The sequence below is a fragment of the Candidatus Pelagibacter sp. uisw_138 genome (assembly GCF_059512485.2).
Genome location: NZ_CM183453.2, coordinates 896,314 through 914,044, shown reverse-complemented (window position 1 = coordinate 914,044; position 17,731 = coordinate 896,314). Strand labels below are relative to the sequence as shown.

At 30.7% G+C, this 17,731-nt stretch carries 20 protein-coding genes and 1 pseudogene; 10 read left to right on the top strand and 11 right to left on the bottom strand.

What is annotated here, in order from left to right; translation table 11 throughout:
• Window position 1: 1 nt before the first annotated feature.
• Together AC5YGC_RS04970 and AC5YGC_RS04965 are read left to right on the top strand one after the other, a co-directional pair.
• On the top strand, window positions 2-2,998 hold the full coding sequence (locus tag AC5YGC_RS04970) for a sarcosine oxidase subunit alpha family protein (RefSeq protein ID WP_496139144.1): 2,997 nt from the start codon (window positions 2-4) through the stop codon (window positions 2,996-2,998).
• The gene (locus tag AC5YGC_RS04965; RefSeq protein ID WP_496139143.1) at window positions 2,995-3,582 is read left to right on the top strand and encodes a sarcosine oxidase; all 588 of its coding nucleotides are present in this window, start codon (window positions 2,995-2,997) and stop codon (window positions 3,580-3,582) included. The genes AC5YGC_RS04970 and AC5YGC_RS04965 overlap by 4 nt, the downstream gene beginning before the upstream one ends.
• Window positions 3,583-3,585: 3 nt before the next feature.
• On the opposite strand, the gene AC5YGC_RS04960 is transcribed toward AC5YGC_RS04965, so the two are convergent.
• Window positions 3,586-4,437: an EamA family transporter gene (locus AC5YGC_RS04960; RefSeq protein WP_496139142.1), complete on the bottom strand. Its 852-nt coding sequence runs from the start codon at window positions 4,435-4,437 to the stop codon at window positions 3,586-3,588.
• A gap of 109 nt (window positions 4,438-4,546) precedes the next feature.
• Here AC5YGC_RS04960 and AC5YGC_RS04955 point away from each other — a divergent pair, with 109 nt between their 5' ends.
• Window positions 4,547-4,858 carry a hypothetical protein gene (locus tag AC5YGC_RS04955; RefSeq protein ID WP_415290002.1) on the top strand — a complete coding sequence of 104 codons (312 nt, stop codon included), beginning with the start codon at window positions 4,547-4,549 and terminating at the stop codon, window positions 4,856-4,858.
• Here AC5YGC_RS04955 and AC5YGC_RS04950 read toward each other — a convergent pair.
• The 3 genes and pseudogenes from AC5YGC_RS04950 to AC5YGC_RS04940 form a co-directional block, all read right to left on the bottom strand.
• Window positions 4,848-5,288, bottom strand: coding sequence for a hypothetical protein (locus AC5YGC_RS04950; RefSeq protein WP_496139141.1), 441 nt, complete (start codon window positions 5,286-5,288; stop codon window positions 4,848-4,850). The genes AC5YGC_RS04955 and AC5YGC_RS04950 overlap by 11 nt on opposite strands.
• 3 nt (window positions 5,289-5,291) lie before the next feature.
• Window positions 5,292-5,974, bottom strand: a pseudogene (locus AC5YGC_RS04945) (aspartate/glutamate racemase family protein).
• Between the two features lie 101 nt (window positions 5,975-6,075).
• Window positions 6,076-6,423 (bottom strand): cupin domain-containing protein, encoded by a 348-nt coding sequence (locus AC5YGC_RS04940; RefSeq protein ID WP_496139140.1) that lies wholly within the window; start codon window positions 6,421-6,423, stop codon window positions 6,076-6,078.
• Between the two features lie 40 nt (window positions 6,424-6,463).
• On the opposite strand from AC5YGC_RS04940, the gene AC5YGC_RS04935 reads away from it, so the two are divergent.
• Window positions 6,464-7,252 carry an alpha/beta fold hydrolase gene (locus tag AC5YGC_RS04935; protein ID WP_496139139.1) on the top strand — a complete coding sequence of 263 codons (789 nt, stop codon included), beginning with the start codon at window positions 6,464-6,466 and terminating at the stop codon, window positions 7,250-7,252.
• A 50-nt stretch (window positions 7,253-7,302) separates the two neighbouring features.
• Here AC5YGC_RS04935 and AC5YGC_RS04930 read toward each other — a convergent pair whose 3' ends face one another.
• From AC5YGC_RS04930 to purE, 4 genes are all read right to left on the bottom strand, one after another.
• Entirely contained in the window at window positions 7,303-7,509 is a 207-nt protein-coding gene (locus tag AC5YGC_RS04930) for a cold-shock protein (protein WP_006998008.1), read from the bottom strand.
• Window positions 7,510-7,627: 118 nt separating this feature from the next.
• Complete coding sequence (locus tag AC5YGC_RS04925; protein ID WP_496139138.1) at window positions 7,628-8,095, bottom strand: GNAT family N-acetyltransferase; 468 nt, start codon at window positions 8,093-8,095, stop codon at window positions 7,628-7,630.
• Window positions 8,096-8,106: 11 nt separating this feature from the next.
• Window positions 8,107-9,153 (bottom strand): 5-(carboxyamino)imidazole ribonucleotide synthase, encoded by a 1,047-nt coding sequence (locus AC5YGC_RS04920; RefSeq protein WP_496139137.1) that lies wholly within the window; start codon window positions 9,151-9,153, stop codon window positions 8,107-8,109.
• A 9-nt stretch (window positions 9,154-9,162) separates the two neighbouring features.
• The gene (gene purE / locus AC5YGC_RS04915; RefSeq protein WP_496139136.1) at window positions 9,163-9,654 is read right to left on the bottom strand and encodes a 5-(carboxyamino)imidazole ribonucleotide mutase; all 492 of its coding nucleotides are present in this window, start codon (window positions 9,652-9,654) and stop codon (window positions 9,163-9,165) included.
• A gap of 114 nt (window positions 9,655-9,768) precedes the next feature.
• Between purE and AC5YGC_RS04910 the strand changes: the two genes are divergently transcribed.
• The 4 genes from AC5YGC_RS04910 to AC5YGC_RS04895 are packed head-to-tail and all read left to right on the top strand — an operon-like array spanning window position 9,769 to window position 13,169.
• Window positions 9,769-10,740 carry a membrane dipeptidase gene (locus tag AC5YGC_RS04910; protein WP_496139135.1) on the top strand — a complete coding sequence of 324 codons (972 nt, stop codon included), beginning with the start codon at window positions 9,769-9,771 and terminating at the stop codon, window positions 10,738-10,740.
• On the top strand, window positions 10,737-12,389 hold the full coding sequence (locus AC5YGC_RS04905; RefSeq protein WP_496139134.1) for a hypothetical protein: 1,653 nt from the start codon (window positions 10,737-10,739) through the stop codon (window positions 12,387-12,389). Before AC5YGC_RS04910 ends, AC5YGC_RS04905 begins: the two co-directional genes overlap by 4 nt.
• A 5-nt stretch (window positions 12,390-12,394) precedes the next feature.
• A complete protein-coding gene (locus AC5YGC_RS04900) occupies window positions 12,395-13,006 on the top strand; it encodes a DUF3726 domain-containing protein (protein ID WP_496139133.1) in 612 nt (203 codons plus the stop codon).
• Window positions 12,999-13,169: a hypothetical protein gene (locus tag AC5YGC_RS04895; protein ID WP_496139132.1), complete on the top strand. Its 171-nt coding sequence runs from the start codon at window positions 12,999-13,001 to the stop codon at window positions 13,167-13,169. Before AC5YGC_RS04900 ends, AC5YGC_RS04895 begins: the two co-directional genes overlap by 8 nt.
• Here AC5YGC_RS04895 and AC5YGC_RS04890 read toward each other — a convergent pair.
• The 3 genes from AC5YGC_RS04890 to AC5YGC_RS04880 form a co-directional block, all read right to left on the bottom strand.
• On the bottom strand, window positions 13,166-13,711 hold the full coding sequence (locus tag AC5YGC_RS04890; RefSeq protein WP_496139131.1) for a hypothetical protein: 546 nt from the start codon (window positions 13,709-13,711) through the stop codon (window positions 13,166-13,168). The two genes, AC5YGC_RS04895 and AC5YGC_RS04890, sit on opposite strands and share 4 nt — an antisense overlap.
• Window positions 13,712-13,858: 147 nt before the next feature.
• Window positions 13,859-15,217: a glycine cleavage T C-terminal barrel domain-containing protein gene (locus AC5YGC_RS04885; RefSeq protein WP_496139130.1), complete on the bottom strand. Its 1,359-nt coding sequence runs from the start codon at window positions 15,215-15,217 to the stop codon at window positions 13,859-13,861.
• A complete protein-coding gene (locus tag AC5YGC_RS04880) occupies window positions 15,210-15,938 on the bottom strand; it encodes a methylenetetrahydrofolate reductase (protein ID WP_496139129.1) in 729 nt (242 codons plus the stop codon). Before AC5YGC_RS04880 ends, AC5YGC_RS04885 begins: the two co-directional genes overlap by 8 nt.
• A gap of 101 nt (window positions 15,939-16,039) precedes the next feature.
• On the opposite strand from AC5YGC_RS04880, the gene AC5YGC_RS04875 reads away from it, so the two are divergent.
• Together AC5YGC_RS04875 and AC5YGC_RS04870 are read left to right on the top strand one after the other, a co-directional pair.
• Window positions 16,040-17,233: an SRPBCC family protein gene (locus AC5YGC_RS04875; protein ID WP_496139128.1), complete on the top strand. Its 1,194-nt coding sequence runs from the start codon at window positions 16,040-16,042 to the stop codon at window positions 17,231-17,233.
• Window positions 17,234-17,306: 73 nt separating this feature from the next.
• On the top strand, window positions 17,307-17,681 hold the full coding sequence (locus tag AC5YGC_RS04870) for a cytidyltransferase (RefSeq protein ID WP_496139127.1): 375 nt from the start codon (window positions 17,307-17,309) through the stop codon (window positions 17,679-17,681).
• Window positions 17,682-17,731 lie beyond the last annotated feature (50 nt).

The following is a 17,731-nucleotide window of genomic DNA, read 5'->3' as shown; positions in this document are numbered from 1 at the left end:
AATGACTCAAAATTATAGACTAGATAATATTGGATTAATAAATAGAGATAAGAAAATCTCGTTTAAATTTAATGGAGTAACTTACTTTGGTTATGAGGGTGACACCTTAGCATCAGCATTACTTGCTAATGGAGTTCATTTAATTGGAAGAAGCTTTAAATATCATAGACCTAGAGGCTTTTTTGGTGCAGGAGTGGACGAACCATACGCAATTGTTCAATTATACAGAAATAATGAAACTGAGCCAAATGTAAAAACTACAGAACAAGAACTCTTTGAAGGCTTGGAAGCAACAAGCGTTAATTGTTGGCCTAGTGTAAATTTTGATATTGGAGCAATTAACAATTTTTTAAAGATATTTCTTCCAGCAGGATTTTATTACAAGACTTTTATGTGGCCAAAAAGTTTTTGGTACAAAGTTTATGAACCATTTATAAGAAAAGCTGCTGGACTTGGAGTTGCATCAACTAAACATGATAAAGAAAGATATGAGCACAAATATGAGTATTGTGATTTATTAATTGCAGGTTCAGGACCTTCTGGTTTAGCAAGCGCATATGCTGCTGCTAAAAATGGTGCAAGAGTAATTTTAGCAGAAGACAAACCTAGATTTGGTGGAACTTTATTAACGAGTGAAGTTAATATTGGAAATCAAACAGGAAAAGAATGGGCAGAAAATATTATTTCTAAACTTAAAGAAATGCCCAATGTTATTGTTAAGAATAGATCTCAAGTATTTGGTTACTACGATCATAATATGTTAGTGATGTCAGAAAAATTAAGTGATCACCTACCTAAAACTAAAAAATATAATCCAAAACAAAGACTTTGGTATATTAGAGCTAAAGAAGTTTTAATCTCATCAGGATCAATTGAAAGACCTTTAGTATTTGGGAACAATGACACACCAGGTGTGATGTTGTCTTCTGCAGCAAAAGAATATTTAAAAGTCTATGGAGTTTTAGTTGGTAAAAAACCTTTAATATTTACAAATAATGATAGTGGATATGAAACGGCTATAGAATTTAAAAAAAATGGTGTTGATCCTATTATTTTAGATACAAGAAAAGAACCTAAGTCAGAAATCATAGATGAAGCAAAAAAATTAGATATTCAAATTAAATTTTCTTACGTAGTTGTTGCAGCTAAAGGTTATAAAAAAGTTAAATCTGCAGAAGTTGCCAAAATTTCAGATGATAAAAAAGAATTAGGAACTTTAGAAACTATTAATTGTGATTGTATTTGTGTTTCAGGCTTTTGGACGCCAACAATTCACTTAGCTTCTCAATCAGGAAATAAAACTACCTTTAATAAAGATATAGATGCATTTGTGCCAGGACTATCAAAACAAAATGAAACAACTTTGGGTGCAGCAAATGGAACTTTTACGTTAGAAGAAACTTTAAAAAATTCATTTGATAGTGGATATGAACTTTCAAAAAAAATAACCAATAATTACAATAAAACATCATCGCCAATAGTTATGGAAAAAAAATCAACTACTCACGATAAATTTTGGTGTGTACCTTTGCCTAAAGGAAAAACATATAAAAGATTTTTAGATTTTCAAAATGATGTAGCAGTTTCTGATATAGAAATTGCACTAAAAGAAGGCTATCGATCTATTGAACACGTAAAAAGATACACGACACTAGGAATGGCTACTGACCAAGGAAAAACAAGTAATCTCAATGGTTTGCAACTAGTATCCAATATAGAAAACAAAATAGTACCAGAAGTAGGTCACACAACTTTTAGACCTCCTTATACGCCAGTTACTATTGGTGCGATTGTTGGAAGAGAAATTGGAAAACATTCTAAACCAACAAGAAAATCACCGATGCACAATTGGCATAAAAAAAACAATGCAATGTTTGTAGATGCGGGTGTTTGGTTAAGACCAAGATATTACAAAATTGGAGAAGAAACTTTATTTGAAGGTTCAAAAAGAGAAGCTAAAAATGTTAGAACAAATGTAGGAGTTTGTGATGTAACTACTTTGGGCAAAATTGATATTAAAGGACCTGATGCTGCAGAACTACTAAATCGTGTTTACACTAATGCTTGGTTAAAGTTGCCAATTGGTAAAGCAAGATACGGTGTAATGTTAAGAGAAGATGGAATTGTTATGGATGATGGAACAACAACAAGAATTTCTGAAAACCATTACCATATGACAACAACAACGGCTCAAGCAGCAAATGTTTTATCTCATCTAGAATATTATTTACAACTTGTATGGCCAGAGCTAAATGTAAATGTAGTATCAACAACAGAGCAATGGGCTGGAGCAGCAATCGCAGGTCCAAAATCTAGAGATTTATTACAAAAGCTATTTCCAAATATTGACGCTTCTAACGAAGGCTTACCTTTTATGGGATATAAAGAAGCTGACTTATTTGGAGTACATGCACGAATTTTTAGAATTTCATTTTCAGGAGAACTTGCTTATGAAGTGAATGTTGAATCTGACAATGGACACTTTATGTGGGAGAAAATAATGGAAGTAGGGCAAGAATTTAAAATTCAGCCCTACGGCACTGAAGCATTATCAACTCTAAGAATTGAAATGGGTCACATAGCAGGATCAGAACTAGATGGCAGAACCATTCCATATGATAATTCTTTAGAAGGATTGGTTAGTAAAAAGAAAGACTTTATAGGAAAACGTTCTTTAGATAGAGAAGCATTCATAGCAGAAGATAGACAAAAAGTAGTAGGTGTTGTTCCAATTGATAAGAAAACAAGTATTCCTGAAGGATCACATTTAGTTAAAGACTCAAATGCTCCGATACCAAACCCTAAATTAGGATATATATCTGCATCTTGTTGGAGTGTTGAATATGATAATCCATTTTCATTAGCAATTCTTAAGGATGGAAAAAATATGATAGGGCAAAAACTATTTGCAATGTCACCTCTAAAAAACAAAACAATACCTGTAGAGATAGTTTCATCACACTACGTAGATCCAAAGGGTGAAAGGGTGAGATCATGAGTTCAATTTCTGCTTTAAATGTCACCCATAACAAAGGGTTATTTGGTGACCATGAGGGAAAAAATGATGACGAGCTGCTAAAAGTAAGTGAACTAAAAAATTTTTTAATCATTCAAATAGTTAAATATAAGAGTTCCTTAACAGCCATTGAAAGTATCAAGATAGATAATCTGAGCTTAAAAAATGAACCCCTAAACATAAACTGCAACACTAATACAAGAATTTTATGGAATGGCCCAAATAACTGGCTTTTATTTTCTTCAAAAAAAAAAATTTTAAAAGAAATTAATGAAAAACTAGTAGAAGCAGATTTTGCCATAACAAATGTATCTCATAGTAGGGTGATAATTCAAATAGAGGGAAAAAATACAAAAGAGATATTAAAAAAGGGATGTCCCTTTAATTTTAACGAATTAAAAAAAGATATTTGTCTAAATTCAACTTATAACGGAATGTCGGTCACAATTGACATGCTTGATGATAATCCAGACAAAGTTAGAATATTCACTTTAAGAAGTTTTGGAGAATCTTTTTATCATTCTATTACTGATGCATGCTTAGAGTTTGGCTACAAAGGTATTTAAAATTTATTGTTTTCTAGTTGCAATATAAACTCCAAGAGTTGCTACAGCGAAACCTATTAGGTCTAGATTGTTTAATTTTTCATTTAAAAACAACCAAGCCATTATAGCTGTAGTTGGTGGTATTAAAAAAAATATAGAAACAGTTTTACTTGCAGAGTTATTTTTTATTAAATACATCAAGATTGTGAATGCTCCAAAAGATACAAGAAATATCTGATGACTCATTGCTATTAAGAATGTGGATGTAAAATTAATATAAGGTTCACTAAAAATAAAAATAACTACTATATGAAAAAAACAGCCACCCATTGCTTGATACATATTGCTAACTGATAAAGGTAAATTATTACTTATCTTTTTTTGCCACAAGGTAGAAGTTGTAATAGCTAACAGAGCAATAAAAGAAGCTATCACTCCAAGCACAGGAAGGCTTGATCCAATATCAAAACCCAAAACTAAAGCAGCACCAATAAATCCAAGGACCACCCCAATCCATTGTTTGAAAGTAACTTTTTCACCCAAGAATTTTCCTGCTAAAGCATTAGTTAAAATTGGCTGCAAGGTTACAATTAATGCAGCAATACCTGTTGGCATTCCTATTGAAACTGAATAAAAAACACCTCCCAAATAAACACCATGAAAAAGCACGCCACTAAAAAGTGATTGAAAAAGATTTCTAGTATTGGTTAAAATTTTTTGTTTTGCATAAATTGAAAAAATAAAGAAACCAAAAGCTACAATAAAAAATCTAAAGGCTAATGCAGCAAAAGGATCACTATTGTCTATTATTGGTTTTGTAGTCACAAAGGCTGAAGACCACAAAATAATAAAAATGAATGGAAAAATTTTAACCATATCGAGGTTATAGGTCATATTTTATATCAATATTAGAGATTAATATCCAAAATGAACACTTTCTCTCTTGAGTTGTACTTATAAATACTTAGGATTAAGAAGGAGTATAATGATTTTAAAAAAGATAATTGCTGGATTGTTTTTGCTATTTTTTCTTAATGGTTGTGTGCAAAGTGCAGCTTTATTAGGACCTGCATACACATTAACTAGTACTGGCAACGTCTTTCAAGCTGGTCTCTCATATGGATCTAATCAAGCAGTTAAAAAAATTACAGGAAAGTCAACTACTGAAAATATTAAAAGCTTTATAGATGATAACAAAATAAAAGTTGAGGAAGAAGAAAACCATGAAGAGTTTTTTGCATTAGTAAAAAGTAGAATAGAAAAAACAAGTAAAATTATTCAATTAGCTAATCAGTAATGCCCAATAAAAGTTGTTCTGATTGCCCAGTTTCTTTACACCACAGCTCATAACTTTCGCACATTCTCCATAAAAAATCAAAAGCACGCTGAGATATTTCAAGTGGAAAAGAACTTTTAGCATAATATAGCTCTGGATACTTTATTAGCTGTTTTACTGTGGCATCCTTTTGTACGTTTAAAAGTTTAATAGTTTCATCTGGTATCTTCTCTCCACTATCCTTATCAATAAATTTGTTATTTTTTAAATATTCAAACCAATCATCATGAAACTTACCACTGCTTATTTCTTCATATTTTTTTGTGCCTATAAAACCCTCAATGGCATCTATGTTAGAAATATCTAGATTATTTTTTCTAATATCAGCTATATCTTTATAAATAACTTCAGCTAAATAAATAACATAAGGTTTTTTGACTTTAGGAAGCATCTTTTATTTTTTATATTTTGCCATAGCTGCATTGGCTAATATTAAATTTGGGTCTAAATATAGTTTTGACATTTTTACATTTTTCAATGATTTAAAGGCAAAGATAGCTATAGGTAGCTCTGTACAACCCAATATAATTTTCTTACAATTATTTTTAATTAAATAATTAATAGCTGGTTTAATAGATTTTTCAGCTAGTTTTATGTTCCCCATTTTGACATGCTTGATTGTTTTATTGACTGATTTAATTTGTAAATCATGGATAGGTGTAATTAATTTATAGTTATTTTTAAATAGTTTTTCATATATCTTTGTTTTTAACGTTCCTTCTGTAGCAAGAAGTCCAATCTTTGAATTCTTTTTATAAATTTTTTTAGTATGTAAAAAAACTTCTTTAGGCATATTTATGATGGGAATTCTTATTTTTTTTTTAAATCTTCATACCAATAATGAGCCGTATTACAGGGTATGACAATAAATTTACAACCACTTTTCTCGAGTGATCTGCAACCTTCAAGTAAGCTTTTAAGAACTTTATTATATTTTAAATTATTTTTTAAATTTCTAGGAAGGTCTGTAAACCTTTTAGTTTGAACACCAATTGACTCTGGTCTTCCAGGTATATTGGACTTATTGTAAAGCATGAAAAGAGGGTATTCTTGATCAATCTTGCCTCTATTAAGCATGGCAAGTTTGTTGCAAAAATCAAGCCCAGCTTGTGTTCCCATTCCACCTAAAATTCCGATCATAATATTTGTAATTATTAAAGATTTATTTTTTTGAGTTTTTAAATTGCTTTATTTATACCTCTCATAAAAACTAATACCAAACAACCATTTTTACTAAAAGAAGAGTGTTTAGATCCAGGTTCGAAAGTTACAAAATCACCTTTTTTAAAAATTTTACCATCTGGATCAGTTAATTCACCCTCCATCATTAAAAACTCTTCATAACCCGTATGAATATGAGGGATACCTTTTGCACCAGGCTCATATTTTAAAATAAAGGTTCCACCTCCACCATTTTTTTTATCAAAACTAATGTTGTGCCAACTTAATCCTGGGATAACTTTTCCATAATTATCAAAAGGTTTAAAATCGACATTTTTTAAATCAGTTATTTTTCTTTCAGCCATAAGTATATATATTGATTATTTAAATATTAATTATAAAATTATGCAAGATATATATGTTGATGATATTGGTAAGGGCTTCCCTTTAGTACTGGTCCATGGATTTTTAGGCTCATCGGACATGTGGAAATTACAAATAGAACATTTCAAAAATGATTTTAGGGTTATTGCTCCAGCGCTACCAGGTTTTGGAAAAAGTAATTATGTAAATTCCTGTGAATCAATTAATTGTATGGCCAAGTCAATTCTTGAGTCCCTAAAGAAATTGGAAATTAAAAGATTTCATTTATTAGGCCATTCTATGGGAGGAATGATAGTACAGGAAATTTCAAGATTAGCAGAAAATCAAATTGATAAATTGATTTGTTATGGCACTGGACCAAGAGGAAATATTCCTGGTCGATTTGAAACTATTGATCAATCCAGAGAAAAATTAAAAATTAATGGATTAAAGGATACAGCATACAGGATAGCAAAAACTTGGTTTGTAGAAGAGGACAAATCTAAATACTTTTATCTTTGTGAAGAAGCTGGAAAACAAACTTCTATAGAGGCTGCAGACAATGGATTAGTTGCTATGAAAAATTGGGATGGAGTTAAAAATTTACAAAATATTAAGAATGAAACATTAATAGTTTGGGGAGATCAAGATAAGGCTTATAATTTTAATCAAGTAGAAACCCTGAATGATAATATTCCTAATAGTAATTTAAAAATAATTAAGGGATGCTCTCACAATGTTCATTTAGAGAAGCCGGATGAATTTAATATAATAGTGAGTGAATTTCTTAAAAAAACTGACTGGTATTGGCTGAAATATTTAGCTAAATAATTAAAAAATTAACTTAATTAAAAAATCGCAGCCAATAGAAAGTGTGAATATTATGCAGTTTTTAAATTTACCGCTGAAGGACCTTTTGGACCATCTTCAACTTCAAAAGTCAAAGCTTGACCTTCATCTAAACCGTTCATACCAGCATCTCTTACAGCTGAAACGTGAACGAATACATCTTTTTCTTTATCTTCTCTTTCAATAAAACCAAAACCTTTAGTTGGATTGAACCATTTTACTTTTCCTTGTAGACTCATATTTATCTTCTTACTTTTTATTGTGTTACTTTTATTACTTATAATTAAGTAATTGACGCTTTGTTTAGATTTATTGAGGTTTTGTCAACTAAATTTAAAAATTTGAATAATTAAAGACTTATTTGTTGCTAATTAGCATGGTCATATAAATAGAGTTGATATCTTTTTTATAGTGTGAAAAGGGCTCACAGGGCTCAAAACCGCACTTAGTAAATAGCTTTCTAGCAGTTAAAAAGAAATTACCAGCACCAGTTTCTAAACTTAATCTTTTAATATTAAGTTTTTTTGCCTCATTAATTAGATGATTTATGACTTTTGTGCCATTTCCATTGCCTCTAAAGTTGTCACTAACCCTTATAGATTTGAATTCACCGTGCTCTTTATCAAGGAATTTTAATGCACCACTACCCATTAAGTCATTTTCTTCCCATAGGCTCCAAAATTTAATAGATGGATCTTTTAATCCAGCTATATCAAGTACGTGAGCACTCCCTTCAGGAGATACAGATCTTAACTCAATGAAATGCTTGATGAGAAACTCATGAACTTCTGGATTATCAAAATTTCCTTCTATTGATTTTAACATTTGGTCAACATCTACTTAAGAAGGGTTGTTAAGTGTCCCATTTTTCTTTTTTGTTTAATTTCTTTTTTAAGATAATCAAAGAAAAATTCATTTTCATCGTGTTCTTTATTTCTGTAATTATTAATTTGATCACCAATTATATTTGTCATCATTGCATTCGATATTTTTTTAAGAGGTATCTGATCTAGCTTACAAACTGCTCTTACATGATTTTCAAATTGGCTTACATTAAATGCGTTAATTGTTAAGTGTCCTGAGTTATGAACTCTTGGTGCAATTTCATTTACATAAAGGTTATCATTTCTATCAATGAAAAACTCAACACACAAAGTTCCAACATATTTTAATTCTTCAGAAATTTGAGTTGCCCATAGTTTTGATTGTTCTAATATTTTATCACTAATCTCTGCTGGAATTTTAGAGTTTTTCAAAATTTGATCTTCATGTACATTCTCAATGGGTTCATAAATTTCATATTTTTGATTATTAAAACGAGTAATAATTATTGAGATTTCTTTTTTAAGTTTAACAAGCTTTTCTAAAATATAACCTTTTGAATAATCAACATCAATTGAATCTAAATTCTCCAAACTACTAATGGGGTGTTGTCCTTTACCATCATATCCTAATGTTGTAGTTTTAAGTATACCTGGCAGTAAATCTTCAACTGATTCCATGTCAGATTTTTTTTCAATAGATACATATCTTGTAGTTCTTATATTTAAATTATTGATAAAATCTTTTTCTGCTAATCTATGTTGAATTATTCTATTTACAGAAGGTTTTGGTAAAACAGGTTTTATTTTATTAATTTCATTTAATGTTTCATATGGAATATTTTCAAATTCATAGGTTACAACGTCAACTTTATTCAAAAACTCTTTAATCTTATTTTGATCATTATATTCACCGTGTACAAAATCATTAGAAAAATTTTGGGCAGGGGCATCAATATCATCACAAAAAATAACGGTTTTAATTTCTAGTTTATTTGCAGCAATAGCAAGCATACTACCTAACTGACCTCCACCTATAATTCCAAGAATTGGTTTAGACATATTTTAAAACTATTTTGGTTTTTTTTTAACAGACTTGCTTTGACTTAAACGGAACTGGTTTAATTTTTTTTTGACAGTCAAATCACTAAGACCCATAATAGATGCAGCTAACAAAGCAGCATTAATTGCCCCATCTTCTCCAATTGCTAATGTTCCAACTGGTATTCCTTTTGGCATTTGCGCAATAGATAAAAGGCTATCAAGACCCTTTAGCTTTTTACTTTCAATTGGAACCCCTAGTACAGGTAGAGATGTAAGGGCTGAAATCATTCCTGGTAAATGCGCAGATCCTCCTGCACCAGCAATAATTACTGCGATACCATTTTTTTCAGCATTAACAGCAAATTCATACATTCTATTAGGGGTTCTATGAGCTGATATAATTTTTAATTCAAATTTTATATTCAATTTTTTAAGAATATTTTGGCAAAATATCATGGTTTTGTAGTCAGATTGACTACCCATAACAATCGATACTTTCTTTAATTTATTTTTAGTCATTTGTTGTAATTTTATTCTAACGTAAATTGTTATTTCAAATTAAGTCTAAAATTTCAATAAAATTAATAGAATTTATCTATCTTATTGATATTCTTTAAAGCAAATAAGATCACAATGAATTTTAAAATTGATAATTTACAATATTGTAACTGGTCTAGAGAAATCTTTCAGATCAATAAACAAGCAGGACTGGATGCAATCCACGTAACCATTGTTTATCACGAAGATTTTGTTGAGCTAAAAACAGTATTAAAAAATTGGGAAAACTACTTTTCAGAAAATTCTGACTTAATTTTTCATGGCAAAAGTTTTAAGGATATAGAGAAAGCTAAATCTGAAAATAAAACTGCAGTTTTTTTTGGTTTTCAAAATTGCTCACCCATAGAAGATGACATTGGATTAGTTGAAAAAGTTTATGATTTAGGATGTAGGTTTATGCAGCTTACTTATAACAATCAGTCTTTACTAGCGACAGGATGTTATGAGGCAATAGATAGTGGTGTTACTAATTTTGGCAAAGAGGTAATTAAAGAAATGAATAGACTAGGTCTTGTAATAGACATGTCTCATTCAGCAGAAAAAAGTACAATTGATGCAATTGAGATAAGTGAAAAACCAATTGCAATAACTCATGCAAACCCTTCATTTTGGCATCCAGCTAAAAGAAACAAATCAAACGAACTACTAAAAATTTTATCCAAACATAAAGGAATGTTGGGTCTATCTTTATACCCTCATCATTTAAAAGATGGAACTGATTGTTCTTTAAAAAGTTTTTGTGAAATGACAGCTAAGACAGCTGAGATTATGGGAGTTGAAAAAATTGGAATAGGTTCAGATCTTTGTCTAAACCAACCAGATACTATTGTTGAGTGGATGAGAAATGGTACTTGGACTAAAAGCAAAAATTATGGAGAAGGATCAAAAAACAAACCTGGTTTTCCAAAACAACCTGATTGGTTTTTAGATGCAAGAGGTTTTGAAAACCTAGAAGCAGGACTTAAAAAAGTTGGTTTTTCAGAAAGTGAAGTTAATGGAATTCTTGGAAACAACTGGTACAATTTTTACAAAGAAATGAACCAATGAATATCTCCTTAAGAGACCCCAATGTAGTAATGAAGCTATCAAGACTAGGGTCTTTTCATCAATCTAAACTTTCATTTTTAAGAAGTTTTTTAAAAGAGTTTAAGGATTGGGATTATAAAAGAGATTTATTTGAATTAAATGAACATGGTTATGGCACAGCAGTTTATTCATTTAAGAAAAAAAATAGAGTTTATTCATTAATTTGTTTTGCAAACGAATTGGATGAAAATGAAAGATCAGATAGAGTTATAGCTACTAAATGGGATGCAGCCTTTACACTTTTTGATGGTGTTCCTTTAAAACAAGATATTGAAAGATTGCAAAACGAAGTACCAAGACAAGAGTTTGGCAGACTTTCTTATAAAGAATTAACCCTTTCAAGAGCTAATAAATCAGTTAGAGTTTTCAATCATGTGGTTGAATGTTTAAGCGAAGGTAAGCAGCCTGATAATGACTTAATAACTAGTGTTGGTTATTTATACAGAACAACAGCAGTTTATGGGTCAGGTAAATTTGGCTTAGCTGATAGGTTTAGAATTAAAGATAGAGAAGAAATATACGGCCCTTTTAGATTAGAAATGATGTTGGTTTATTTAGTTAGACAATTTACTTTTGATCAAGTTAATCACGTTGCAAAAAGCAAGAACCCAAAAAAAGCTGTAAGTCTTGATATTAATATTTGTAAAAGTTTAGGAATAGGAAACTCTACGGGTCTAGGAATGGCTCCATTTATTGTTAATCATCCAACTCTTTTAAATAATTGGATTTCTGCAAGAGAGATTTCTTTAAAAAAAATAAGAGAGATAAAAACAATATCAGAGAAAGATAAAAACTTATTTTTAGAATGTTTAAAAAAATCAATAAAGAATATCACTTCTTGGAATACTGAAAGCGAATATCAAATAAACAAGATTAAATCTTTATTAAAAGATCTTAATAAATTTATTATCTACTTAGATAACGATTTTAGTTTTGAGCAAGATTATGCTTTTAATGAATTATATCTTTATTTAGAAAAAGAATATTGTGAAGAATGTATTGAATATGTTGTCTCAATGATGATGGAGCCTTATGATGATATAACGTCTCCGTTAATTAAAGAAATGAGTTCTGAAGAAGAAAAATATTTTAATATTCCAACTGAAAGAACGGTAGAAGACTTAAAGCTGATTTTAGAAAAAAAATATCCAGATATCCTAACTATAGATTTTACTAAAGATGAAAATAATTTAAATTTTTGGTTTATCTCAAAAAATAAAGAAGAGCCTAGACTAGCAAATAGATTTGATGAAGTGGGTGCTGAATTAGAGCAACCTTTAGCAATAGCAAGAGACATTAAAAAACTTTATGAATTGTTATCAGTTACTAAAAATAGTTGGACCATTGCTAAATTTTTATCAACTAATAATGAATTAAGACACGTTGTTAGAAGAGCATTTATAGTAGAGAAATTTCCTTATTCTGAAATACAAGACAATACTATTGGCCAAAAAATAATGCCTATTGATATGCTGAGATTAAAGTTATCTTTTTTTGGAGCATTAAAATTTGATCCACGTTCTGATAAATGGCTAAGAATATGTATGTTTCAAGGAGCACCCTTACCAGAGCAATTAAAAAACTATGATGAACACTGGGTTTATAATTAATCAACATGAGATCATTAAGTGAAATAGATACAGTTTCTAAAAGATCGAGCAAGGCTGCTGGATATTCATGGGGGATTGCAGAAGAGATTGGAAAAAATATAAGATTGCTTGAAATTTTTAGTCTACCTGGAATTAAAAACTTAAATAGTTTTTTTAAGAAAAAAAAAGAATTAAGGTTAGAGAATATCAGCATCATAAAGCAAGACAATGAGGCCAATAAAAATGAATATTGTCCAATAATTGCAGGGGTAAATTTTTTAGATCAGATTAAAACTTTAGAAACTTTAAACGAGATAACGTTTAAAAAAGTCTCATATCCATTACTTTTCCTACCATTTGTAAGTAGGGCAGCCGAGGTGATTGGTAAAAGAATATTCTTAAAAATAGATGACAGGGAATTTTTATTAAACTTTAATAACAATATTTATTCTAATTACACTAAAAACAAAATCATTGAATCTGCTGAAAATATTTATTTAAAAGTTTTAGAAAATAGAGACTCCTTTGAAGAAAAAGAATGGAATGAGCTTTATAAGCTTTCAGAAGAAACGTTTGTTGAAGAAAATGAAAGCCTAAAACAAGGTGGAGCGGGCGCTGGTCTTACTGATAATGACTAAAGACTTTGATGATCAAACTAATAATGATGAAGAAGTTCTAGAATTAGATAATTTTTGTGAAGAGTGTAAAAAAGAAGACCCAAGTGTTTCTCAAAATTTAATTTTAACAGGATTTAAAACCTGCAATTCTTGTAAACTTTCAAAAACTATATTTCCGATTTAACTAATATTGCTAATGGGTAGAGCATTCATTTTGCTCATTACAAAAGATATTGAAAGAAAAGCAATTATTAAAAAAGCTAAAAAGACTATTCCAAATGATTTAAAATTAGACTTTAGATTTAAAACTTGTTTTGTTGAAATGATTAATCCTGCAAATATCCAAAACTGAGTTAAAAATATTATTGGGATCATTAAATCTGGTGTTACAGCAAAAAATCTTAAAAGCCCTGGTGCATGGGCAAATCCCACAGCTGTTAATACTTTTTTAAATGGTACTTTTGTTTCTTTATCTGGAAATAATTTTACACCAATCACATAAATAAATAGTCCCCACACAAACCAAGTAAGAATGGCAGTTAAACCAGACATTGCAACAGCTGTTTTAATAACAGTATTTGCTGCAACAGCCCCAGCTAACCCGTCTAATATCATGATAAGTCCTGCAAAATATATTGCAGCTTCACCAAAGTTCTTATTATCTTTGTAGAGAGATTTATCTAATTTAATAGACCGAACAATTATATTTAAAAACTGACCAAACATTATTTATTTTTTTCTATTCTTCTGTGCTTTGTAAGAAACAAATAGTGGAAAGAGTATTAAAGCAATTACTATTATTATGCAAACAGCTATTAGGAATGATTTTGTCATTATTAGTGGGGGAGAATTAATCTCCCCCAAATAATTAATTTAACCTTTAACGACTTCTCTTGTGTTTGCGTTATAAGATTCTGTAAATGGCATATCTACTACCACCGCATCAACAGGTGTTCCTGGAGTGTCAGAATATTCTGCAGGTAAGTGAACTTTGTATTTAGTTCCAGCTTTTCCTTTAGGGAATCCGTTTGCATTTAATGTTCCATCAAATGGTACATATCCCATTGCAATATTTTGACCTTTTTCAGGATGATACCAAGGTGACGTGATAAATCCTACAGGATCTCCACCACTCTCTGGTGACACTAACCAAAAATCAGGAGCATATTCTTCAATTGGTTTTCCACCCAATTCAAGACCTACTAACTGAAGTTTGTAAGGTTTTTTTCCATCCTTAAGCTCTGCGCCCATTTTCTCTAGTGCAGCTTTACCAATGTAGTCAGCTTTCTTGTTCCATTCGCCTTTGCCGGCTAATGAAACTTGATAACCAAGGTTACACTGAAAAGGATTATGTTGATGATCCATATCTTGTCCCCAAGAAAGAATTCCAGCTTGAATTCTTCTGTGGTGAGCAGGAGCGATAACCATTAGGCTATGTTTTTTACCTGCAGCAAGAACAGCATTCCACATATCGTCAGCATATTTAGTTGCTTCTCTTAAGTAGATTTCATATCCAGCTTCACCTGAGAAACCTGATTGTGAAATAACACAACTTTTTCCACCAACTTTTGCTTCAGCTAAACCATAGAAAGGCATGTTATCTAGATCAACTTGATCACCAATAAGGTCTTTCATTAAAGCTTTTGATTTAGGTCCTTGAATTTGCACTGGGCAAACATCAATTTCCTCAATTGTACAATCAAATCTTCCATCAGCGTTAACACCTTGAAGATACATTCCAATATCAGAGTCTGATAGTGAGAACCAAAATTCATCTTTTGAAATTCTAAGAAGAATAGGATCATTTAAAACACCACCATAAGCATTACATAGAATTACATATCTTGCTCTCATAGGTGAGATTTTAGTTGCATCTCTAGTTATAACGTAGTCAGTAAACTTTTCTGCATCAGGACCTTTAACTCTAATTTGTCTTTCAACAGCAACGTTCCACATCGTAACGTGATTTTTAATTGCTTCATATTCAACCATAGCTCCACCATCTTCAGGTTTTACATAACCTCTTGGGTGATAAATACGATTGTAAACAGTTGCTCTCCAACAGCCAGCTTCCATTGATAGATGCCAGTATGGAGATTTTCTTACTCTTGTTGAAATTAACATTTCAACTTTTGTAGGCCCACTTTGTCTTAAGTTGTATGGTACTTCACGATCTGATTGATCAACTGAAGTCACATGATTTAGTTTAGTATAGTCAAATTCATTAGACATAACCGTTCTCCTTCAACCACTTGTTAGTTTCCTTCAAGCCGCCGAATGTATAAATGTGGAAGTTGCCAGTAAACTCTTTCACTTTCCCAATTAATTCATTAGGGTCTTTAGGTTTCAATAAATCTAATGCCTTACTAAAATTAGACTTAAGAAAGTTTATAGAATTTTTCGCCCCGACAATATTAGCAAATTTAATCAAGCTAGTTATTTTCATTGGCCCAGTAATTCCTACATGTACTGGTACTGACTGCTTAGAAATGAAATCTACGATAGGTTGACTCTCTAATAACCACTGGGTTACTATATAGTCGGCGTAAGGTTTTTTATCTATCATAGCCTTTTCTAATTCTTTATCAGAAATATCCTGACTTCCCTCTGGATGTCCTGCTATTCCTATTTTAATTCCATCAAAAAATCCTGTTTCTAAAATTTGAATTGAACTATCAAATTTTCCAACTGGTTCTCTACTTCCTCCAATAACTAAAGCTTGTTTAGCGCCCACATCTTTACATCTTGCAATGTAATCTTTAAGTTGAGCATCATCAGTAATTGATCTTGCTGGAAAATGTGGAACTGGATTAAATCCCTTTTTAACTAATTCACCTGATTGTTTAGCTGTCTCTTTATAGTCTCCTCCTGGAAGCATGGTTACATAAACATCCTTAACTAGAGGCAATGTATCAAGATCTGTTTGAGGTCCAATCTCAAGTGAAAAATTCATTTTTCCCGATGATTATCTTTTTTGTAAATGCTGTCAAAGAAATTCATCCTGTGGATAAAAATATTTGTTGCCAAAAATTATGCTGGTGATAATTTTTTTTAATGCCTGAAAATCCTAAAAATCTTGAACTTTCAAAGATCTTGGATTTGGAGAAGATTAGAGTGGTTGGGAACCCCATCGAGAAAGCTCATGGATTACCAAACGAGTGCTACACCAGCTCTGACTATCTAATAATCGAAAGAGAGAGAATTTTCAAGGATAAATGGACAGTGATTGGTGTTGGAAGTTCTGTGCCAAATATAGGAGATGCTCAACCTTATAATTTACTGGGCATCCCTCTTATTATTCTCAGAGACAAAGAGAAAAAAATAAGAGTATTTCATAATGTCTGTAGCCATAGAGGCTTCAAGCTTTTAAATGAGCCTTGTGCTTTAAAAAAGGTCTTAAGATGTCCATATCACTCCTGGTCCTACGATTTTGATGGAAGATTAGTTGCAACACCTCATATAGGGGGCCTGAATGTTCATGAGACAGAAAAATTTGATAAATCATCAAGTAATTTAAAGGAAGTTAGAACTAAAGTTTGGATGGATATAATATTTATAAATATAAATGGTAATGAATTAGAGTTTGACGAATATATCAAGCCTCTTGAAGAAAGATGGTCAAAATTTATATCTAAAGAAGATCAAAAATTACTTAAATACTCAAAAGATCATGGGTATTTCAGTCTCGATGTTAAATGTAATTGGAAGTTTGCAATAGAGAATTATTGTGAAAGTTATCATTTGCCCTGGATTCATCCAGAATTAAATAAAGTTTCAAATATTAGTAACCATTACCACATCCAAGGTTTACCAAATAGATTTGCTGGCCAAGGTACAAATAAATATGACCAACCCATTAAAGGAAGTCAAACTTTTAATAATTTTCTAAATTGGCCTAAGGACTTATACAAAAAAGCTGAGTATATTGCTTTATTTCCAAACGTAATGATTGGTCTTCATATAGATCACTTTTATGTTTTTTGGTTAGAACCTAAGTCTATTAGTGAAACTAAAGAGCATTTAATGATGTATTATGTTGGTGATGATAGTGCGAATGGATCTAAGTTTACCGAGATGAGAAAAAAAAATGCAGAATTTTGGAAAGAAGTTATGTCAGAAGATATAAAAGCTATTGAAGGAATGCAGGAAGGTAGAAATTCACCAGCATATAACGGTGGAAATTTTTCACCAATAATGGATAATCCAACTCATCAATTTCATAAATGGATAGCGGAAAACTTGATTTAAAATATTATGATTGTCAGATCATAAGACAAGGTGTTAAAAGCTAATATTAACAAAAATTAAAGGAGTTTTACACATGGCTTACGAATGGGATAATAAAAAACCGACAGCACAAATGCTTGGCAGATGGCAACCATTTCACGATGGTCACTATGCTTTATTTCAAGAAATTATAAAAAAAACTGGTCAAGTTTGTGTCCAAATAAGAGATGTTCAGGGTGTTGATGATAATCCATTTGATTTTGACACAGTTAAAAAAAATATTGAAGAAAAATTAAACCCAGAATTTGAAGGAAGATTTAAAGTAATGATGGTTCCTAATATTACTAATATTTGTTATGGAAGAGGAGTTGGTTACAAAATAGAAGAAGTTGTTCTATCGGAAGAAATTCAGCAAATCTCAGCAACAAAAATTAGAGCCAAAATGAGAGAAGATGGCAAACTTAAGTAATATTAAAGTTAAACTTTTAAATAAAAATATTGCTTCAATCATAATTAGTG

Coding starts and splice junctions, on each gene's coding strand:
- AC5YGC_RS04910 (WP_496139135.1), top strand. CDS start 9,769: ATGAATTTTAAAATTGATAATTTACAATATTGTAACTGGTCTAGAGAA.
- AC5YGC_RS04965 (WP_496139143.1), top strand. CDS start 2,995: ATGAGTTCAATTTCTGCTTTAAATGTCACCCATAACAAAGGGTTATTT.
- AC5YGC_RS04905 (WP_496139134.1), top strand. CDS start 10,737: ATGAATATCTCCTTAAGAGACCCCAATGTAGTAATGAAGCTATCAAGA.
- AC5YGC_RS04970 (WP_496139144.1), top strand. CDS start 2: ATGACTCAAAATTATAGACTAGATAATATTGGATTAATAAATAGAGAT.
- purE (WP_496139136.1), bottom strand. CDS start 9,654: ATGACTAAAAATAAATTAAAGAAAGTATCGATTGTTATGGGTAGTCAA.
- AC5YGC_RS04895 (WP_496139132.1), top strand. CDS start 12,999: ATGACTAAAGACTTTGATGATCAAACTAATAATGATGAAGAAGTTCTA.
- AC5YGC_RS04955 (WP_415290002.1), top strand. CDS start 4,547: ATGATTTTAAAAAAGATAATTGCTGGATTGTTTTTGCTATTTTTTCTT.
- AC5YGC_RS04875 (WP_496139128.1), top strand. CDS start 16,040: ATGCCTGAAAATCCTAAAAATCTTGAACTTTCAAAGATCTTGGATTTG.
- AC5YGC_RS04900 (WP_496139133.1), top strand. CDS start 12,395: ATGAGATCATTAAGTGAAATAGATACAGTTTCTAAAAGATCGAGCAAG.
- AC5YGC_RS04935 (WP_496139139.1), top strand. CDS start 6,464: ATGCAAGATATATATGTTGATGATATTGGTAAGGGCTTCCCTTTAGTA.
- AC5YGC_RS04940 (WP_496139140.1), bottom strand. CDS start 6,423: ATGGCTGAAAGAAAAATAACTGATTTAAAAAATGTCGATTTTAAACCT.
- AC5YGC_RS04920 (WP_496139137.1), bottom strand. CDS start 9,153: ATGTCTAAACCAATTCTTGGAATTATAGGTGGAGGTCAGTTAGGTAGT.
- AC5YGC_RS04885 (WP_496139130.1), bottom strand. CDS start 15,217: ATGTCTAATGAATTTGACTATACTAAACTAAATCATGTGACTTCAGTT.
- AC5YGC_RS04890 (WP_496139131.1), bottom strand. CDS start 13,711: ATGTTTGGTCAGTTTTTAAATATAATTGTTCGGTCTATTAAATTAGAT.
- AC5YGC_RS04930 (WP_006998008.1), bottom strand. CDS start 7,509: ATGAGTCTACAAGGAAAAGTAAAATGGTTCAATCCAACTAAAGGTTTT.
- AC5YGC_RS04925 (WP_496139138.1), bottom strand. CDS start 8,095: ATGTTAAAATCAATAGAAGGAAATTTTGATAATCCAGAAGTTCATGAG.
- AC5YGC_RS04880 (WP_496139129.1), bottom strand. CDS start 15,938: ATGAATTTTTCACTTGAGATTGGACCTCAAACAGATCTTGATACATTG.
- AC5YGC_RS04960 (WP_496139142.1), bottom strand. CDS start 4,437: ATGGTTAAAATTTTTCCATTCATTTTTATTATTTTGTGGTCTTCAGCC.
- AC5YGC_RS04950 (WP_496139141.1), bottom strand. CDS start 5,288: ATGCTTCCTAAAGTCAAAAAACCTTATGTTATTTATTTAGCTGAAGTT.
- AC5YGC_RS04870 (WP_496139127.1), top strand. CDS start 17,307: ATGGCTTACGAATGGGATAATAAAAAACCGACAGCACAAATGCTTGGC.